Source organism: Streptomyces sp. bgisy130 (assembly GCF_057708345.1).
The window spans coordinates 128,135-142,830 of record NZ_JBYISA010000006.1 but is presented as its reverse complement, the minus strand read 5'-3'; the positions used below and the strand labels follow the sequence as shown (position 1 = coordinate 142,830).

The window sequence follows — 14,696 nt, the reverse complement described above, 5'->3', positions numbered from 1 at the left end:
GGCCCTGTCCCGCGCTAGCGGACGCCCGCGCCCTCGATGCCGTCCCTTCGTGCCCGACCGGCGCGGGCCTCGGCCGTCCGCGCCGCGCGCAGCCGGCTGCCGCGTGTGGTCAGCCCCCAGGGCTTGAGGACGGAGATCGCGGTGAGGAAGAGATAGGTGGCCGTGGCGACCGACGGCGCGACGACGAGGCTGATGTCGGCGACCGGAGTGCCCGCGGCGGCCTCGGCGGCGAGGTGGTTGATGCCGGGCCGGAGTGAGAAGACCGACAGCAGCACGGTGATGAGCGTCAGCCAGAACTTCACGACGACCCAGCGGTGCCGGGCCAGCCCCCAGGCGGTGCCCAGGGACAGCACCAGCCCGCTGACCAGCGAGGCAAAGGCGAGTGGGAGGACCAGCCAGTCACCGAAGATCTTCATCGCCCGGTAGGCGACCGCCGCCATCTCGGAGGAGCCGGTGGTGTAGCCGGTGATGCCGAGCGCGAGCAGCCCGAGGGTGAGACCGAGCCAGCTGACGGATGCGGCGAGGTGAAGGACGAGGACGGCCCGGCGGGCGGGGCGGCTGAGCTGCTGCATACCGACACGGTCCCGCCCCGCGCCGCGCGGTACATCTGCCGGCGGGAGTATCCGCGGGTACGCGGCCTTGAGTACGCACCCGGCCGCGACGTAGAGGGGCGTGCGCTTCGCCGGATTTGGGGCCGTACGAACCCAGTTGCACCTATACCCCCTCCCGCCCACGCCTCCGGCCGCCGGGCGTCCTAGGCTCCGGGCCATGAGCAAGCTGCATTTGTTCGACATGGACGGGACCCTGCTCCACGGGTCCGCGGCGGCGGTCGAGATCTCCCGGCAGCTCGGGCTGGACCGGGAGATCGGTGAGCTGGAGCGCGGATTTGCGGCGGGCCGGTTGACGCCCGTGCAGTTCGCCCAGCGGGCGTGTGAGCTGTGGGCCGCCGAGCTGACCGAACTTCAGGTGGCCGCGGCCTTCGACGGTGCGCCGTGGCTGACCGGCATCCGGGACGTCTGGGCGGATATCCGGGCACGTGGTGAACGGTGCGCGGTGATTTCCCTGTCCCCGGCGTTCTTTGTCGAACGGCTGCTGGCCTGGGGTGCCGACGCGGCGCACGGTTCCCGCTGGCCGGCGGTGCCGATCCGGCAGGCGGTGGAGCCGGCCGGCATCCTCACCTCGGCGGCGAAGGTGCGTATCGCCGATGAACTCTGCGTGCGGTACGGACTGACCCGCGCCGACTGTGTGGCGTACGGCGACTCCCTGTCGGACACCGAACTGTTTGCGGCAGTTCCGCGGTCCGTGGCTGTGAATGCGGATCACCATGTCAGTGACCTGGCCTCATATGCGTATGCGGGACGTGATCTGCGCGATGCATACGCACTGGTGCGTACTGGCGAGTAATTCCGTACTTTCCACGGAGGATTCGTCCGCTGTGTGCGCTGAAAATGCAGTCTGTGGGGAGGATCACTGTTATCGGAAGGGCCGCGCACAGTGTTCCAAGATCAGGACTTGTGGTTTCAACTACTGCCGGTATGGTCGAGTCCGGCTTGGCGGAGTGAGGGCTTCCGCGGGTACGCGAAGGGCGGGCAAAACTCGTCAGTCTAGCGGCGAAGCGGCCCGCGACACCCGCACTTCCAACTATTTGTCCACTGTCGTGAGCAAGGGTGGCATGCTGCTGACGCGTCATCTGCTCCACTATGTCGCAAGGAAGTGAGATTTGTCCGCTTCGCAGGATGTTGCCGGAATGGCTTGAGTCGATGAAGAATTCCGGGGCAGGGCGGGGGAATTCCGGGCAGTTCCGATCAACGGAAGTGCGAAGACGACCGAAAGACGTTCGAGGCGAGGCAGACCATGGACGCTCCGACCACTACGTCGGCCGATAACGGCTCTTCCGGCGGGAGCAGTGGCGATTGGGGTTGGTTCACTCCGCCGGCAAAGAAGTCCTCCGGAGAACAGCAGGAGCGGCAAAACAGCCAGGACCGGCAACAGGGCCAGGATGGCCGGGCCGAACCGGACGACCGGAGTGCCCACCCCGACCGCGGTGATCACAGAGACCACGACGCGGGAGGCGAGCCGAACGACCGGGAACAGATACCCAGTCGGCCGGTCAATCCGATCCGGCCGGTAGGCACCGCCGCTGAGCGGGTGCGTGAGACGGAGCCGTCGCAGGCCCCGCCCGCGCGGCACCCGGGCGGCGCGCCCACCGCACCCGCCCCCACCGGACAGCCCGCGGCCGCCTCCGGGTACGAGGCCCCGTCCGCACCGCCGCGCCGCGAGGCCGAGCCCTCCTGGGAGCGTCAGCCGTCCCGGGGAGGTCAGCCCACCTGGGAGCGCGTGTCCGTCCACGGCCGGGAGCCCGAGCCCGTACACCAGTCGGCGCGCGCCACGGGAGCGCCCACGGCCCACGCCGCCCCGGCGCCGCCCGCCCAGAACGTGGCCCCCGCCCCCTCCGCTTTCACCCCCAGGACCCGGCCCGCCGCCCCCGCGCCGGAGCCCTCGCTCGAGGCCGTGACCGCCTCGGCGTCCTCCGCGGAACCGGCCTCTCCCGACGCGGTTCTCATCCGGCGCACCATGGCGGAGATCGAGCCGGTGGCCGACAAGGTCACCTCGTACTTCTACGCGCTGCTCTTCGTGCAGCACCCCGATCTGCGGGCGCTGTTCCCCGCCTCGATGGACACCCAGCGCGACCGTCTCTTCAAGGCGCTGCTCACCGCGGCCCAGCATGTCGACGACGCCGATGTGCTCAGCGCGTACCTCGCGAACCTCGGCCGCGGGCACCGCAAATACGGCACCCAGCCCGACCACTACCCGGCGGTCGGCGAATGCCTGCTCAGCGCCCTCGCGCGCTATGCGACGTCCAGTTGGGGGCCGGAGACCCAGGCCGCCTGGGTGCGTGCCTACACGGCGATCTCGCAGATCATGATCGACGCCGCCGCCGAGGACGAGGCCGTGGCGCCCGCCTGGTGGCAGGCCGAAGTCGTCTCGCATGAGCTGCGTACGCCCGATATCGCGGTGGTCACGGTCCGCCCCGACCAGCCCTACCCGTTCCTCGCCGGGCAGTACACCAGCGTGGAAACCCCCTGGTGGCCGCGCATCTGGCGGCACTACTCCTTCGCCTCCGCGCCCCGCTCCGACGGTCTGCTCTCCTTCCATGTCAAGGCGGTCCCGGCCGGCTGGGTCTCCAACGCCATGGTCCATCGCGCCCGCCCCGGCGATGTCATCCGGCTCGGGGCCCCCGGCGGCTCGATGACTATCGACCACACCACGCGCAGCGGTCTGCTGTGCGTCGGCGGCGGCACCGGCATCGCGCCCATCAAGGCCCTGGTCGAGGATGTCGCGGAACACGGGGTCCGGCGCCCCGTCGAGGTCTTCTACGGCGCCCGCAGCGGCCAGGACCTCTACGACCTCGACACCATGCTGCGGCTCGAACAGACCCACCCCTGGCTCTCCGTCCGCCCGGTGGTCGCCACCGGACCGGCGGCGCGTGGCGGGACAAGCAGTGAAACCGGGCAACTTCCGGACGCGGTACGGCAATACGGTCCGTACCGGGAATACGACGCCTATCTTTCCGGGCCGCCAGGGTTGATCCGCAGTGGTGTGGACGCTTTGGTGGGAGTGGGCATCCCGACCGACCGCATATGGCACGACTCCATAGAAGAGCTGGTCTCAGCGGGAGATTGAAGTCTTGGCAGTGCAGGGCGAAGACGGTCCAACAGGGGAGGGGTGGCGCATGCCGAGGCAGGAGCGCCCCGGGAGCGACGGCGAGCACTTGGTGCAGCAGCGACTCGGTACGACCGAGCGCGCCGACCGCTTCTACGGGGATCAGGTCCTGGACCATCTCAATGTCCGGATGCGGGAGTTCGTGGCCCGACAGGAGATGTTCTTCCTGGCCACGGCCGACCGGCACGGCGACTGCGACTCGACCTTCCGGGCCGGCCCGCCGGGCTTCCTCCGGGTGCTCGACGACCGGACGCTGGCGTACCCGGAATACCGCGGCAACGGCGTCATGGCGTCCATCGGCAATATCTCGGAGAACCCCCGCCTGGGCATCCTGATGATCGACTTCACCCGGGACCGCATCGGGCTGCACATCAACGGCCGGGCGCGGGTCGTCATGGACGAGGAGATGCGGGCGCAGCACGCGGATCTGCCGGTCGACCCGATCCCCGGGCGGCGCGCCCAGTTGTGGGTCACGGTCGAGGTCGAAGAGGCGTACATCCACTGCGCCAAGCACATTCCACATCTCCAGAAGGTCCCGGCGCAGCAGCGCGGGGCGCGGGCGTGGGGCACCGACGACAGCAAGCGCAAGGGCGGCGACTTCTTCGGCGCGGCGGCCGAGGCGAACGAACGGCCGCCGTTCCGGCGCACGGAGCGCACGAACGAGCATCTGCGGGGCGGCCTGCACGAGGACACCGGCGAGGCGGCCTACCAGGGCGCGGCTGCGGTGTTCAGCGGCGACCCCGCGCACGTCGGCATGCCCGACGCCGCACGACCCGAGCCCGGATGTGGCGTCGGGACCGAGGTCGACGGACGGCGGGATTTCGTGGAGGAGCTGAACGCGGAGTTCCTGGACCGCGTCGAGCGGGTGCTCGCCCGCGCCCAGCCCCGTCGTCCCGTGGAGGACGAGGCCGGATTCCGTGGCTGGTTCGACCCGAGCGACGACTGACACAGCTCCCGAGGCACCGGCCGTCGCGGTGGCGTGGTGGCCGCTCAGCCCAGGTCGGGGGCGTGCATGGCCCGCACGCCCTCGATGTTGCCGTCCAGGTAGTGCCGCAGTGACAGGGGTACGACCTCGACGGAGGCGATGCCGACGCGGGTGAAGGGCACCCGCACGATTTCGTAGTCCCCGCAGGGCTCCTCGACCTCGGGGCCGTGCCGGCGTGCGAGGTCCATCGAGTCGAGCCGGCAGACGAAGAAGTGCTGGACCTTGACGCCGTCCACCCCGCCGTCGCTGAAGTGCTCGACGGTGTCCACGAAGACCGGCACCACGTCCTTGATCTTCGCGCCCAGCTCTTCGTCGAGCTCACGGTGGAGGGCGTCGATGACGGTGGCGTCCTCGGGCTCGACGCCGCCGCCGGGCGTGATCCAGTACGGGGCGCGGCCCGGCTTGGTGCGCTTGATCAGAACGAGGTCCGCGCCGTCCAGCAGGATCGCGCGGGCGGTGCGTTTGACGACTGGCCGTTCGTTCATAGGGGACAGATGCCGCAGTCACGGCCTGGTGAAACCCTCGCCCCTCGGTCACCAGTCGACAGCGGTGCGCAGCAGCCATTCCTGCGCCCGCGCGATATGCGGCAGGCCGAGCGTCCCGGTCCGTATGGCCAGGAAGTAGGTCCGCAGCGGGGGCACCGGCGGATCGAGCAGGGTGATGACATCGCCGCCCGCGAGCGCATCGGCGCACAGATAGCGGGGCAGGACGGCGAGCCCCGCACCGGCCATGACGCAGGACAGCACCGCGCGCAGATCGCCGGCGATCACGGCCGCGGAGGCCGTGGGCTTGGCGTCGAAGACCGTGGACCAGTAGCGGGCGATCAGCGGCAGGCTTTCGTGCACCTCGACGATCGGTACGGGTTCCAGCAGGCGGACACCACCGGCCTCCCGTACCGCCGGGCCGCCCAGCTGATCCGCCCAGTGCGGCGCGGCGATCAGTACATGCTCCTCGTCGCACAGCGGGGTGGCGGTGAGCAGCCCGCCGCGCGGCCGGGTCGTGGTGACGGTCAGATCGTGGTGACCGTCCGCCAGGCCGGTCAGCATCTCCTCCGCGGACCCGAAGGAGGTGCGGATGGACAGGCCCTGGGATATCAGCGGGGCCAGCGCCGGGAGCGCGCGCTCGGCGAGGAACTCCGGCGGACCGGCGAGATGGAGAGTACGACTGACGGAGTCCCGGTCCAGGCCCGCTTCGGTGATCTCGGTGAGCGCATCCAGGTGGGGTGCCACCTTGTGGGCGAGTTCGTCGCCGATGGTGGTCGGGGTGACCCCACGGGCGGACCGGAGGAAGAGCGGGCGGCCCAACTGCCGTTCCAGCGCCCGGATCTGGCTGGTCACCGCGGGCTGGGAGAGGCCGAGTAAGGCCGCGGCGCGGGTGAAGGAGCCGGCTCGGTGGACCGTGACAAAGGTGCGCAGCAGAGCCAGATCCATCGCGTATCTCCTGCGCCTCTCGGAAGCCTGGTCGCGGGCCAACTATAAATTTGTCGATAGGGATGTGTCGCTAGCGTGATTGGACACTGACGCTCGGTCAACTAGCCTTGTTCGAGCGGTTGGTTTCACGTGGAACATCTGGTTTCACGTGAAACGCGTGGGCTCGGGGCCATGTGGAACCGCAGGCCGGCAGGGTGACGAGGGGGGATACCCTGCCGGCCGTCCTTGTGTCTTCAGGCCTGCTGGATGCGGCGGTGCGCCCCGCTTGTTCGACTCATGCCGATGGTCTGGTTCGTCCGGTTTGCCGGATCAGCTCTGTGCGGCCAGGTCCAGCGCCCGGAGGACATCCGCGATCAGATCCTCGGGCTCCTCGACACCGACCGAGAAGCGGATGAAGCCCTCCGGCACCGCGTCTCCGCCCCAACGGGCCCGCCGCTCCGCGCTGGACCGTACGCCCCCGAAGCTGGTCGCATCGTCGACCAAGGTCAGCGCGTCCAGGAACCGCTCTGCGAAGGGCTTGTCGGGCAGCACGAAGGACACCACGGAGCCGAAGCGGCCCGTGCGCATCTGCTGGGTGGCGAGTTCATGGGACGGATCGGACGGCAGGCCGGGATGGCGCAGGCCGGTGACCTCCGGGCGGTCGGCCAGGGCCGTGGCCAGCGCCAGGGCACCGGCCGACTGCTGGCGGACGCGCAGCGCGAGGGTGGCGAGTGAGCGATGCGCGAGCCAGCTCTCCATGGGCCCGGGGATGGCGCCCACGGTCTTGCGCCACAGCCGTACGGAATCGGCGAGCGCGGCATCACGGGTGCTGGCATAGCCCAGCAGGACGTCGCCATGGCCGGTCAGCGCCTTGGTGCCGCTGGCCACCGAGAAATCCGCGCCCAGGTCGAGGGGGCGCTGGCCGAGCGGGGTGGCGAGAGTGTTGTCGACGGCGACCAGCGCGCCCCGGCGGTGCGCCGCGTCGGCCAGCCGCCGGATGTCACAGACATCGAGGCCGGGGTTGGAGGGCGTCTCGATCCACAGCAGCCGGGCGCCGTCCAGCGCATCGAGCTGTGCGTCGTGTGCGGTTGGCGCGGTGCGGACCTCGATGCCATAGCTCTCCAGGCGCGTGCGCAGGGCAGGCAGCAGCTGATAGCCGTCGCTGGGGAGCACCACCGCGTCACCGGAGCCCAGGTGGGAGAAGAGCACCGCGCTGATCGCCGCCATTCCGGAGGCGAAGGCGACGGTGTGGGCGCTCTCGTCCGGCGATTCGAGTGCGCTGATGGCCTGTTCCAGACGGGTCCACGTCGGGTTGGCATCGCGGCCGTAGGTGTAGGGGCCGGTGGCGTCGCCGGGGAGGTGGTAGTGGGCCGCGAAGACCGGTCCGGGGAGGGCCGGCTCATAGGCCGCGGGCCCCGGGAGCCCGGCTCGTACGGCGCGGGTGCCGTCGCCCGTCATGCGCTCTCCTTCCCCTGCGGCGGCTGTGGCTCCGGGACAGCGCGCCGGTGGTCATGGTCGGGGACGCGGGCCGTGACGACGGTACGGGCCGGGAGCGTGGCGCTGATCGCGGCCAGCAGGCCGTCGCTCGCCGTCTCGACCATCTCCAGGCACTCCTCGAAGCCCTCGAAACCGCCGTAGTACGGATCGGGGACGTCGAGATCGCCGGAGTGGTCGGGGCCGAGATCGGAGGCGGGGGCAGGGGCGGACCCCGGACCCGGGGCGCCGTCCGCCCCCGCGCCCGTCCCGTACGCACGCAGCAGCTGGACCTTGGCGGCGTCCCGCGGGGTGGGGGCCAGCCGGCGCAGCTCGCGCAGATGGCCGGAGTCGAGCGCGATGACCAGGTCGAGGCGGTCGAACCAGGAGGCCTGGAACTGCCGGGCGGTGTGAGCGTGTTCATAGCCGCCCGCGCGCAGCACGGCGACCGTGCGCGGGTCGGCTCCATCGCCCTCGTGCCAGCCGCCGGTCCCCGCGCTGTCGACCTCTACCAGGCCGTCGAGCCCGGCCTCCGTGAGGCGGGCACGGAAGACGGACTCCGCCATCGGCGACCGGCAGATGTTGCCGGTGCAGACGAAGCAGATGCGGAAGGGAGCGGTCAAGGGTCAGTCCTCGTCGGGAAGGATCACATGCATCGCCCAGGCGACGATGGAGATGATCACGCCGCCGAGCAGTGCCGTCCAGAAGCCGTTCACATGGAAGGCGAGGTCGGCCTGGCCGGCGAGCCAGGAGGTCAGCAGCAGCATCAGCGCGTTCACGACCAGCGTGATCAGGCCGAGTGTGAGGATGAACAGGGGGAAGGAGAGCAACTTCACCAGGGGCTTGACCAGGAAATTGACCAGCCCGAAGATCAGCGCGACGAGGATCAGGGTCAGTATTTGTCGGCCGGTGTTCTCACCGGTGAGCGTGATGTCCTTGAGCAGCCAGATGGCCACGGCAAGCGCCGCGGCGTTGGCGATCGTCTTGACCAGAAAATGCTTCATGGTGAGATCGTCGCAGACGAGTCTGAATCATCGAGGGGTGCGAACGGCATGAAGGCTTTCCGACTGGAAGAGCTGGAAGCGGAGCGGGCCGCGAACGACGGTGCGTATCTTCAGTTCCTCCGGGAACGCAACATGTCGGTCGGGCTGTATGCGCTGGATGCCGGCAGCGTCGATCCACAGCAGCCGCACGCGCAGGACGAGGTGTATTTCGTGGTCAGCGGCCGGGCGGCGATCACGGTCGGGCAGGAGACGCAGTCGGTGGCGCGGGGCAGCGTGGTCTATGTGCCGGCGGGGGTGCCCCACAAGTTCCACCACATCAGCGAGGACCTCCGGGTGATGGTGGTCTTTTCTCCTCCTGAGAGCTAAGGGTCGGACCCCGGAACCCGTAGGGGAAGCGTCAGGGGAGGACCGGGGCTGCGAGGCCCCCACGGCCGTGGTCGGCGCCCTAGCATCGTGAGTGAAGGGAAACCTGAGGCGCGAGGCGGCAGACCCGCAGCACGCGGACGGTGCCATCCGCGTGGACACGGCGCGGCGGACAGAAGCGCGGTACGGACAACGACAGCGCGAAAGACAGAAAGCAGGGGAGAGCAGTGGCCGGTAAGGGGATATTCGCAGGGCTTCCGTGGTGGGTCACCTGGGTCGTGGTGCCCGTCGTCGTGATCGTCGTCTTCGGCGGACTGATCGCCAGCGCGCTCGGTTTCCTGATCGGCGTGCTGTTCAAGGTCCTCATCGCGGCGGCCCTGATCGCCGGAGTCATCTACCTCGTCCGCCGGGTCAGCGGCTCGTCGTCCTCCTCGTCGAAGAGCGACTGGTAGGCCACAGCCGGTACGACCGACCGCCGGTGCTCGACCGCCGGCGGTCGGCCGTGGTCCGCTCGGCTCGATGCGGATCACCGAACAGCCCACCTCGCAAATCCCTCAAAAACACCTCATCGCGACGTAGTTGGGTCCGATGTCGAACCCGGCCCGCACAGCCCGGCCCGGTGGCGCGCGGGCGGGGTAACTCCTCCGTCTTTCGGCCTTTCGCCCCGACCTGTCGGGCTAGAGTGCCGATCGCAGGCGTGTTCCGGACGGTGGCGTTCCGGAAACCCGGGTGGGGCGAGCCCGGGTCCGGGCGCCATCGGGTGCCTGGGAGGCGCGCGGTCACGGGAGTTGGTCCCGTGACCGGCCCGTGCCCCTCTGCGAGCGGACCTGGGGGTTGGCGTTGGCAATCGTGAACGGCGAATCCGCCTCCCACCCCACCTTGATCGGATCGGTGCAGCGGGCGCTCCGCCTGCTGGAGGCGGTGGGTGCGCATGCCGATGGCGCGCCCGCCAAGCAACTGGCCAGAGAGGCCGGGCTGCCGCTGCCGACGGCCTACCACCTGCTGCGGACCCTGACGCACGAGGGCTATCTCCAGCGGGAGAACGGGGTCTTCGTCCTCGGTCAGGCGGCCGAGGTCATCGGCCGGGCCGGGGCCAGGCGCCGGCAACGGGCCCATCTCTCCGACGCGCTGGCCGTGGTGGGCCAGGAGCTGGGCGCCGCCGTCTACTTCGCCGTCTACCGGGAGGGTGAAGTCGAGGTCGTGGCGCTGACCGATGACCCGGCGCGGCCGCCGGTGGTGGAGTGGGTCGACTTCCGTACCACCGCACACGCCCATGCGATCGGGCAATGTCTGCTCGCGCAGCTCGACGAGGCGACGAGGAAAGAGCATCTGGCGCGCCATCCCGTCCAGCCGATAACGCCCTTTTCCGTGCGAACTGAGGACGATTTGCTGCATCGTTTGGATACGGTGCGTCGCGGCCATGCCGCTTATGAGCGCCAGGAATATGCCATCGGCACGGTGTGCGCCGCCATTCCTGTCCAAGTAGGGGCGGCCGCGGCGACGTTGGCGGTATCTCTGCCCGTGGACGAACTGCGTCGATTGCGGTCCGTTACAGACCGACTACGGAAAATGGCGGAGGCGACACTAACGACACTCGCCTTCTCTATCAGTATCTGAAAACTCACTCCTTGTGATCTGCTGGCACGTGGCAGACGATGGCGCCAACAGGGCTACGGGCGTTGTTTCCCGGCCATCTCCGATCAAGTGCGGGGCAGTGGTTGATGACCGACACAGTTCAGGCAGAAGTGATCATGAGCTTCGTCGTCTCGGAGGAGCTTGCGTTCCGGATTCCGGTGGAGCTGGACTTCGCCAGCGCCGATCCGTACGCCGTCCGCCTCACCTTCGATCTTCCCGGCGATGCGCCGGTGACCTGGGCATTCGGCCGGGAGCTGCTGCTGGACGGGCTGAGCCGGCCGTCCGGTGAGGGTGATGTGCGTATCGGGCCGGCCTCCCCCGAGCACCTCAGCGATGTCCTCATCAGCCTTCAAGTCGGCGCCGAGCGTGCGTTGTTCCGGGTGAGTGCGGCGCCGCTGGTCGCCTTCCTGGACCGTACGGACCGGCTGGTGCCGCTGGGCAAGGAAGAGGTCTGCGACACCCTGGAGGCCGTGCTCGACCAGATCCTCACAGAAGCCCCGGCCGGCTGACCCTGCCCGTCGTTCCCCTCCCCTGTTCCCGCCGTCCCGTCATCCCTGCTTGCGTCGCTTGCCGCGTCCCCCACGGCGTCCTTGCCGGCCACCCGTGGGGCTCGTAGGCACGCCGCCGCTGACCCCGGCCCCGGCACTCACCGTGGCCCCGGCTCCCACCGTGGCACAGGCCCCGGCCCCCTGCCCGGTACCCGTGTCGCCGCTCGCCGGCGCGCTCGGCTCCTTCCGGTCCGCCGAGACGACCAGCGCGGCCAGCAGTGTGGTCAGCGGCACCGCGGCGACCAGCCCGATGCTGCCCACGAGCGTGCGGACGATCTCCTCCGCGACCACCTCGCTCGACGCGACCGTACCGACGCTGCTCTGTGCGATCGAGAACAGCAAGAGAAGCGGCAGCGCGGCGCCCGCGTAGGCCAGCACCAGGGTGTTGACGACGGACGCGATATGGTCCCGGCCGATCCGCATCGCGGCGCCGTACAGCTTGCGCCAGCCCGCCGACGGGTCCGCCTCCTTGAGCTCCCAGACCGCGGCGGTCTGGGTCACCGTCACATCGTCGAGCACGCCCAGCGAACCGATGATGATCCCCGCCAGCAGCAGACCGCGGATCTCGATGTCCGGGTACAGGCCGTGCACCAGCCCGGTCGTGTCGTCCGTATTGCCGGTCAGCAGCGCCCAGCCGATGAAGACCGATCCGAGCAGCCCGATCAGTAGCAGTGATGCCAGGGTGCCGAGCACGGCCACGGATGTACGGGCCGTGAGCCCATGGCAGAGGTACAGCGCGATCAGCATGATCGCGCTGCCCCCGACCACCGCCACCACCAGCGGATTGGAGCCCTGCAAGATCGCCGGAAGGATGAACAGCGTCAGGACCACGAAGCTGGCCGCCAGCGCCACCAGTGCGAGTACGCCACGCAGCCGGCCGACGATCACCACGGCGAAGGCGAAGATCGCGGCCAGCAGCCACATCGGGAGCGACCGGTCGACATCGCTGACCGAGTACTGCAACTCCTTCGGCGCCTTGGGGGAGTACGCCACCACCACCTCCTGTCCGGTGGTGTAGTGGCGCAGGGCGTCCGGGGTCACCACCGTCTGGAAGGTGCGCCCCTTGTGCTGCCCGGTGGTGACTTCGATCGTCGTCTGCTGACAGGGTTTGCCCTTGTCCGCTCCCCCGGCCGGTGGCTGCCCCGTCGGGGACGGGGGCTGGGGCTGCTGTTCGGCATGGACATCCGCACAGTTCACCTCCGTCACCTTGACCACTCGGGCGCTCTCCGTGGGCTGATCGAAGCCGACCCCGGACGGTTTGTGCGGAGGTGCACCGCCCGGCCAGAGCACGACCAGACCGACCGCCACCGCGGCCGCGAACGGGATCAGTACGGCCGCGATGACCTTGCGCAGATGCCGGGAGACGGGCGCCGCAGGGCCATGGCCGTGCCCATGGGAGTGCGCGGCGGGGTGGGGGTGGGACTCGTGAGCGGACACCGCCCGATCATCGCAAGAACTCCAGGGGCCCACTGTTCACCGCGCCACATCGGCCGCTACCGTGGTGGCACCTTTGCAATCGCGGGAGCTCGGAGCACCGGGCTGAGAGGGCGCTGACCTCCGTCCCAGCGGCGTTTCACGTGAAACGCCGGCGGACGGAAGCCGCTGCGTCGACCGCCGAACCTGTTACCGGGTAATGCCGGCGTAGGGAGTTGGGGTCTCATGACTCTGCAGGATGCACGCACGCCCGAAAACGGTGCCAACGGTGGCGAAAAGCCGCAGATCGGCTGGCACAAGGGCTATGTCTCCGGATCGCGCCCCGATCTTCGGGTGCCCGTCCGGCGGGTGCACCTCACCAACGGCAAGGACGTGACGCTCTACGACACGTCAGGGCCGTACACCGACCCGAATATCGATACCGACGTCCGCCGTGGTCTGGCGCCGCTGCGGGAGAACTGGATCATCGGCCGCGGCGACACCGAGGAGTACGCGGGCCGCCCCATGCGGCCGGAGGACGACGGCCTCAAGCACACCTCGCCGCGCGGCGGACTCAAGAACCTCGACGCGGTCTTCCCGGGCCGCCCCCGTCAGCCGCGCCGCGGTCGTGCGGGCGCCCCGGTCACCCAGCTCGCGTACGCCCAGCGCGGCGAGATCACCGCGGAGATGGAGTACGTCGCCGTCCGCGAGAAGGTCACGCCCGAGTTCGTCCGCGACGAGATCGCGGCCGGCCGCGCGGTGCTGCCGGCGAACATCAACCACCCGGAGATCGAGCCGATGATCATCGGCAAGAACTTCCTGGTGAAGGTCAACGCCAACATCGGCAATTCGGCGGTCACTTCCTCCATCGAGGAGGAGGTGGAGAAGATGACCTGGGCGACCCGCTGGGGCGCCGACACGGTGATGGACCTCTCCACCGGCCGCAATATCCACACCACTCGCGAGTGGGTGCTGCGCAACTCCCCCGTCCCCATCGGCACCGTCCCGCTCTACCAGGCGCTGGAGAAGGTCGACGGCAAGGCCGAGGAACTGACCTGGGAGATCTACAAGGACACCGTCATCGAGCAGGCCGAACAGGGCGTCGACTACATGACGGTGCACGCCGGTGTGCTGCTCCGCTATGTGCCGCTCACGGCCCGCCGCAAGACCGGCATCGTCTCCCGCGGCGGTTCGATCATGGCCGCCTGGTGCCTGGCCCACCACCAGGAGTCGTTCCTCTACACGCACTTCGAGGAGCTCTGCGAGATTCTCGCCTCCTACGACGTCACCTACTCGCTCGGTGACGGGCTGCGCCCCGGCTCCATCGCGGACGCCAACGACGAGGCGCAGTTCGCGGAGCTGCGGACGCTCGGTGAGCTGAACACCATCGCCAAGCGGCACGGCGTCCAGACCATGATCGAGGGCCCGGGACATGTCCCGATGCACAAGATCAAGGAGAACATCGACCTCCAGCAGGAGATCTGCGAAGAGGCGCCGTTCTACACGCTCGGCCCGCTGACCACCGACATCGCGCCCGCCTACGACCACATCACCTCCGGTATCGGAGCGGCGATGATCGCGTGGTGGGGCACCGCGATGCTCTGCTACGTCACGCCCAAGGAGCACCTGGGCCTGCCGGACCGCGACGACGTCAAGACCGGCGTCATCACGTACAAGATCGCGGCCCATGCGGCGGACCTGGCCAAGGGCCACCCGGGCGCCCAGGAATGGGATGACGCGCTCTCCGACGCCCGCTTCGAGTTCCGCTGGGAGGACCAGTTCAACCTGGCCCTCGACCCGGACACCGCCCGCGCCTTCCACGACGCGACGCTGCCCGCCGAACCGGCGAAGACGGCCCACTTCTGCTCGATGTGCGGGCCGAAGTTCTGCTCGATGAAGATCAGCCAGGACATCCGCCGCGAACATGGCGGTGACCTGGCCCTCGACCCCGAGGCCGGGATGGCCGAGAAGTCGAAGGAGTTCGCGGCGGCGGGCAACCGCGTGTATCTGCCGATCGCGGACTAGCCGATCCGTCCGGACGCACCCTGAGGAAGGCCCCTGCCCGACGGGCGGGGGCCTTCCTCATGCCGCTCCCACCCGCTCGGATCCGGAAGAGCCGCACCAGCGAACGACGGGACTTCGC

The 14,696-nt window shown here is 69.4% G+C and carries 15 protein-coding genes; 8 read left to right on the top strand and 7 right to left on the bottom strand.

The features are described from left to right. Window positions 1–14: 14 nt before the first annotated feature. A complete protein-coding gene (locus tag AC3EUV_RS11040) occupies window positions 15–572 on the bottom strand; it encodes a DUF2269 domain-containing protein (protein WP_432144205.1) in 558 nt (185 codons plus the stop codon). Between the two features lie 196 nt (window positions 573–768). Here AC3EUV_RS11040 and AC3EUV_RS11035 point away from each other — a divergent pair, with 196 nt between their 5' ends. From AC3EUV_RS11035 to AC3EUV_RS11025, 3 genes are all read left to right on the top strand, one after another. Next, the gene (locus AC3EUV_RS11035) at window positions 769–1,404 is read left to right on the top strand and encodes an HAD family hydrolase (protein WP_432144204.1); all 636 of its coding nucleotides are present in this window, start codon (window positions 769–771) and stop codon (window positions 1,402–1,404) included. A 450-nt stretch (window positions 1,405–1,854) separates the two neighbouring features. After that, a complete protein-coding gene (locus AC3EUV_RS11030; protein ID WP_432144203.1) occupies window positions 1,855–3,684 on the top strand; it encodes a globin domain-containing protein in 1,830 nt (609 codons plus the stop codon). Window positions 3,685–3,733: 49 nt separating this feature from the next. Next, window positions 3,734–4,669, top strand: a complete 936-nt coding sequence (locus AC3EUV_RS11025; protein WP_432144202.1) for a pyridoxamine 5'-phosphate oxidase family protein — start codon at window positions 3,734–3,736, stop codon at window positions 4,667–4,669. Window positions 4,670–4,713: 44 nt separating this feature from the next. Here AC3EUV_RS11025 and AC3EUV_RS11020 read toward each other — a convergent pair whose 3' ends face one another. From AC3EUV_RS11020 to AC3EUV_RS11000, 5 genes are all read right to left on the bottom strand, one after another. Beyond that, entirely contained in the window at window positions 4,714–5,193 is a 480-nt protein-coding gene (locus AC3EUV_RS11020) for an NUDIX domain-containing protein (RefSeq protein ID WP_042150914.1), read from the bottom strand. Between the two features lie 48 nt (window positions 5,194–5,241). After that, a complete protein-coding gene (locus AC3EUV_RS11015; RefSeq protein WP_432144201.1) occupies window positions 5,242–6,138 on the bottom strand; it encodes a LysR family transcriptional regulator in 897 nt (298 codons plus the stop codon). Between the two features lie 309 nt (window positions 6,139–6,447). Beyond that, window positions 6,448–7,575 (bottom strand): cystathionine gamma-lyase, encoded by a 1,128-nt coding sequence (locus AC3EUV_RS11010; RefSeq protein ID WP_432144200.1) that lies wholly within the window; start codon window positions 7,573–7,575, stop codon window positions 6,448–6,450. Then, window positions 7,572–8,156 (bottom strand): low molecular weight protein-tyrosine-phosphatase, encoded by a 585-nt coding sequence (locus AC3EUV_RS11005; protein WP_432144219.1) that lies wholly within the window; start codon window positions 8,154–8,156, stop codon window positions 7,572–7,574. Before AC3EUV_RS11005 ends, AC3EUV_RS11010 begins: the two co-directional genes overlap by 4 nt. 60 nt (window positions 8,157–8,216) lie before the next feature. Continuing rightward, entirely contained in the window at window positions 8,217–8,594 is a 378-nt protein-coding gene (locus AC3EUV_RS11000) for a phage holin family protein (protein ID WP_432144199.1), read from the bottom strand. A gap of 48 nt (window positions 8,595–8,642) precedes the next feature. Between AC3EUV_RS11000 and AC3EUV_RS10995 the strand changes: the two genes are divergently transcribed. The 4 genes from AC3EUV_RS10995 (at window position 8,643) to AC3EUV_RS10980 (ending at window position 11,101) form a co-directional block, all read left to right on the top strand. After that, window positions 8,643–8,960, top strand: coding sequence for a cupin domain-containing protein (locus tag AC3EUV_RS10995; RefSeq protein ID WP_387237630.1), 318 nt, complete (start codon window positions 8,643–8,645; stop codon window positions 8,958–8,960). 224 nt (window positions 8,961–9,184) lie between these two features. Beyond that, on the top strand, window positions 9,185–9,409 hold the full coding sequence (locus tag AC3EUV_RS10990) for a DUF5326 family protein (RefSeq protein WP_387237627.1): 225 nt from the start codon (window positions 9,185–9,187) through the stop codon (window positions 9,407–9,409). Between the two features lie 394 nt (window positions 9,410–9,803). Further along, window positions 9,804–10,574: an IclR family transcriptional regulator gene (locus AC3EUV_RS10985; RefSeq protein WP_432144218.1), complete on the top strand. Its 771-nt coding sequence runs from the start codon at window positions 9,804–9,806 to the stop codon at window positions 10,572–10,574. A 104-nt stretch (window positions 10,575–10,678) separates the two neighbouring features. Then, complete coding sequence (locus AC3EUV_RS10980; protein ID WP_432144198.1) at window positions 10,679–11,101, top strand: SsgA family sporulation/cell division regulator; 423 nt, start codon at window positions 10,679–10,681, stop codon at window positions 11,099–11,101. A 39-nt stretch (window positions 11,102–11,140) separates the two neighbouring features. On the opposite strand, the gene AC3EUV_RS10975 is transcribed toward AC3EUV_RS10980, so the two are convergent. Further along, the gene (locus AC3EUV_RS10975) at window positions 11,141–12,577 is read right to left on the bottom strand and encodes a YibE/F family protein (protein WP_435602760.1); all 1,437 of its coding nucleotides are present in this window, start codon (window positions 12,575–12,577) and stop codon (window positions 11,141–11,143) included. 222 nt (window positions 12,578–12,799) lie between these two features. On the opposite strand from AC3EUV_RS10975, the gene thiC reads away from it, so the two are divergent. Beyond that, window positions 12,800–14,578: a phosphomethylpyrimidine synthase ThiC gene (gene thiC, locus AC3EUV_RS10970; protein ID WP_432144196.1), complete on the top strand. Its 1,779-nt coding sequence runs from the start codon at window positions 12,800–12,802 to the stop codon at window positions 14,576–14,578. Window positions 14,579–14,696 lie beyond the last annotated feature (118 nt).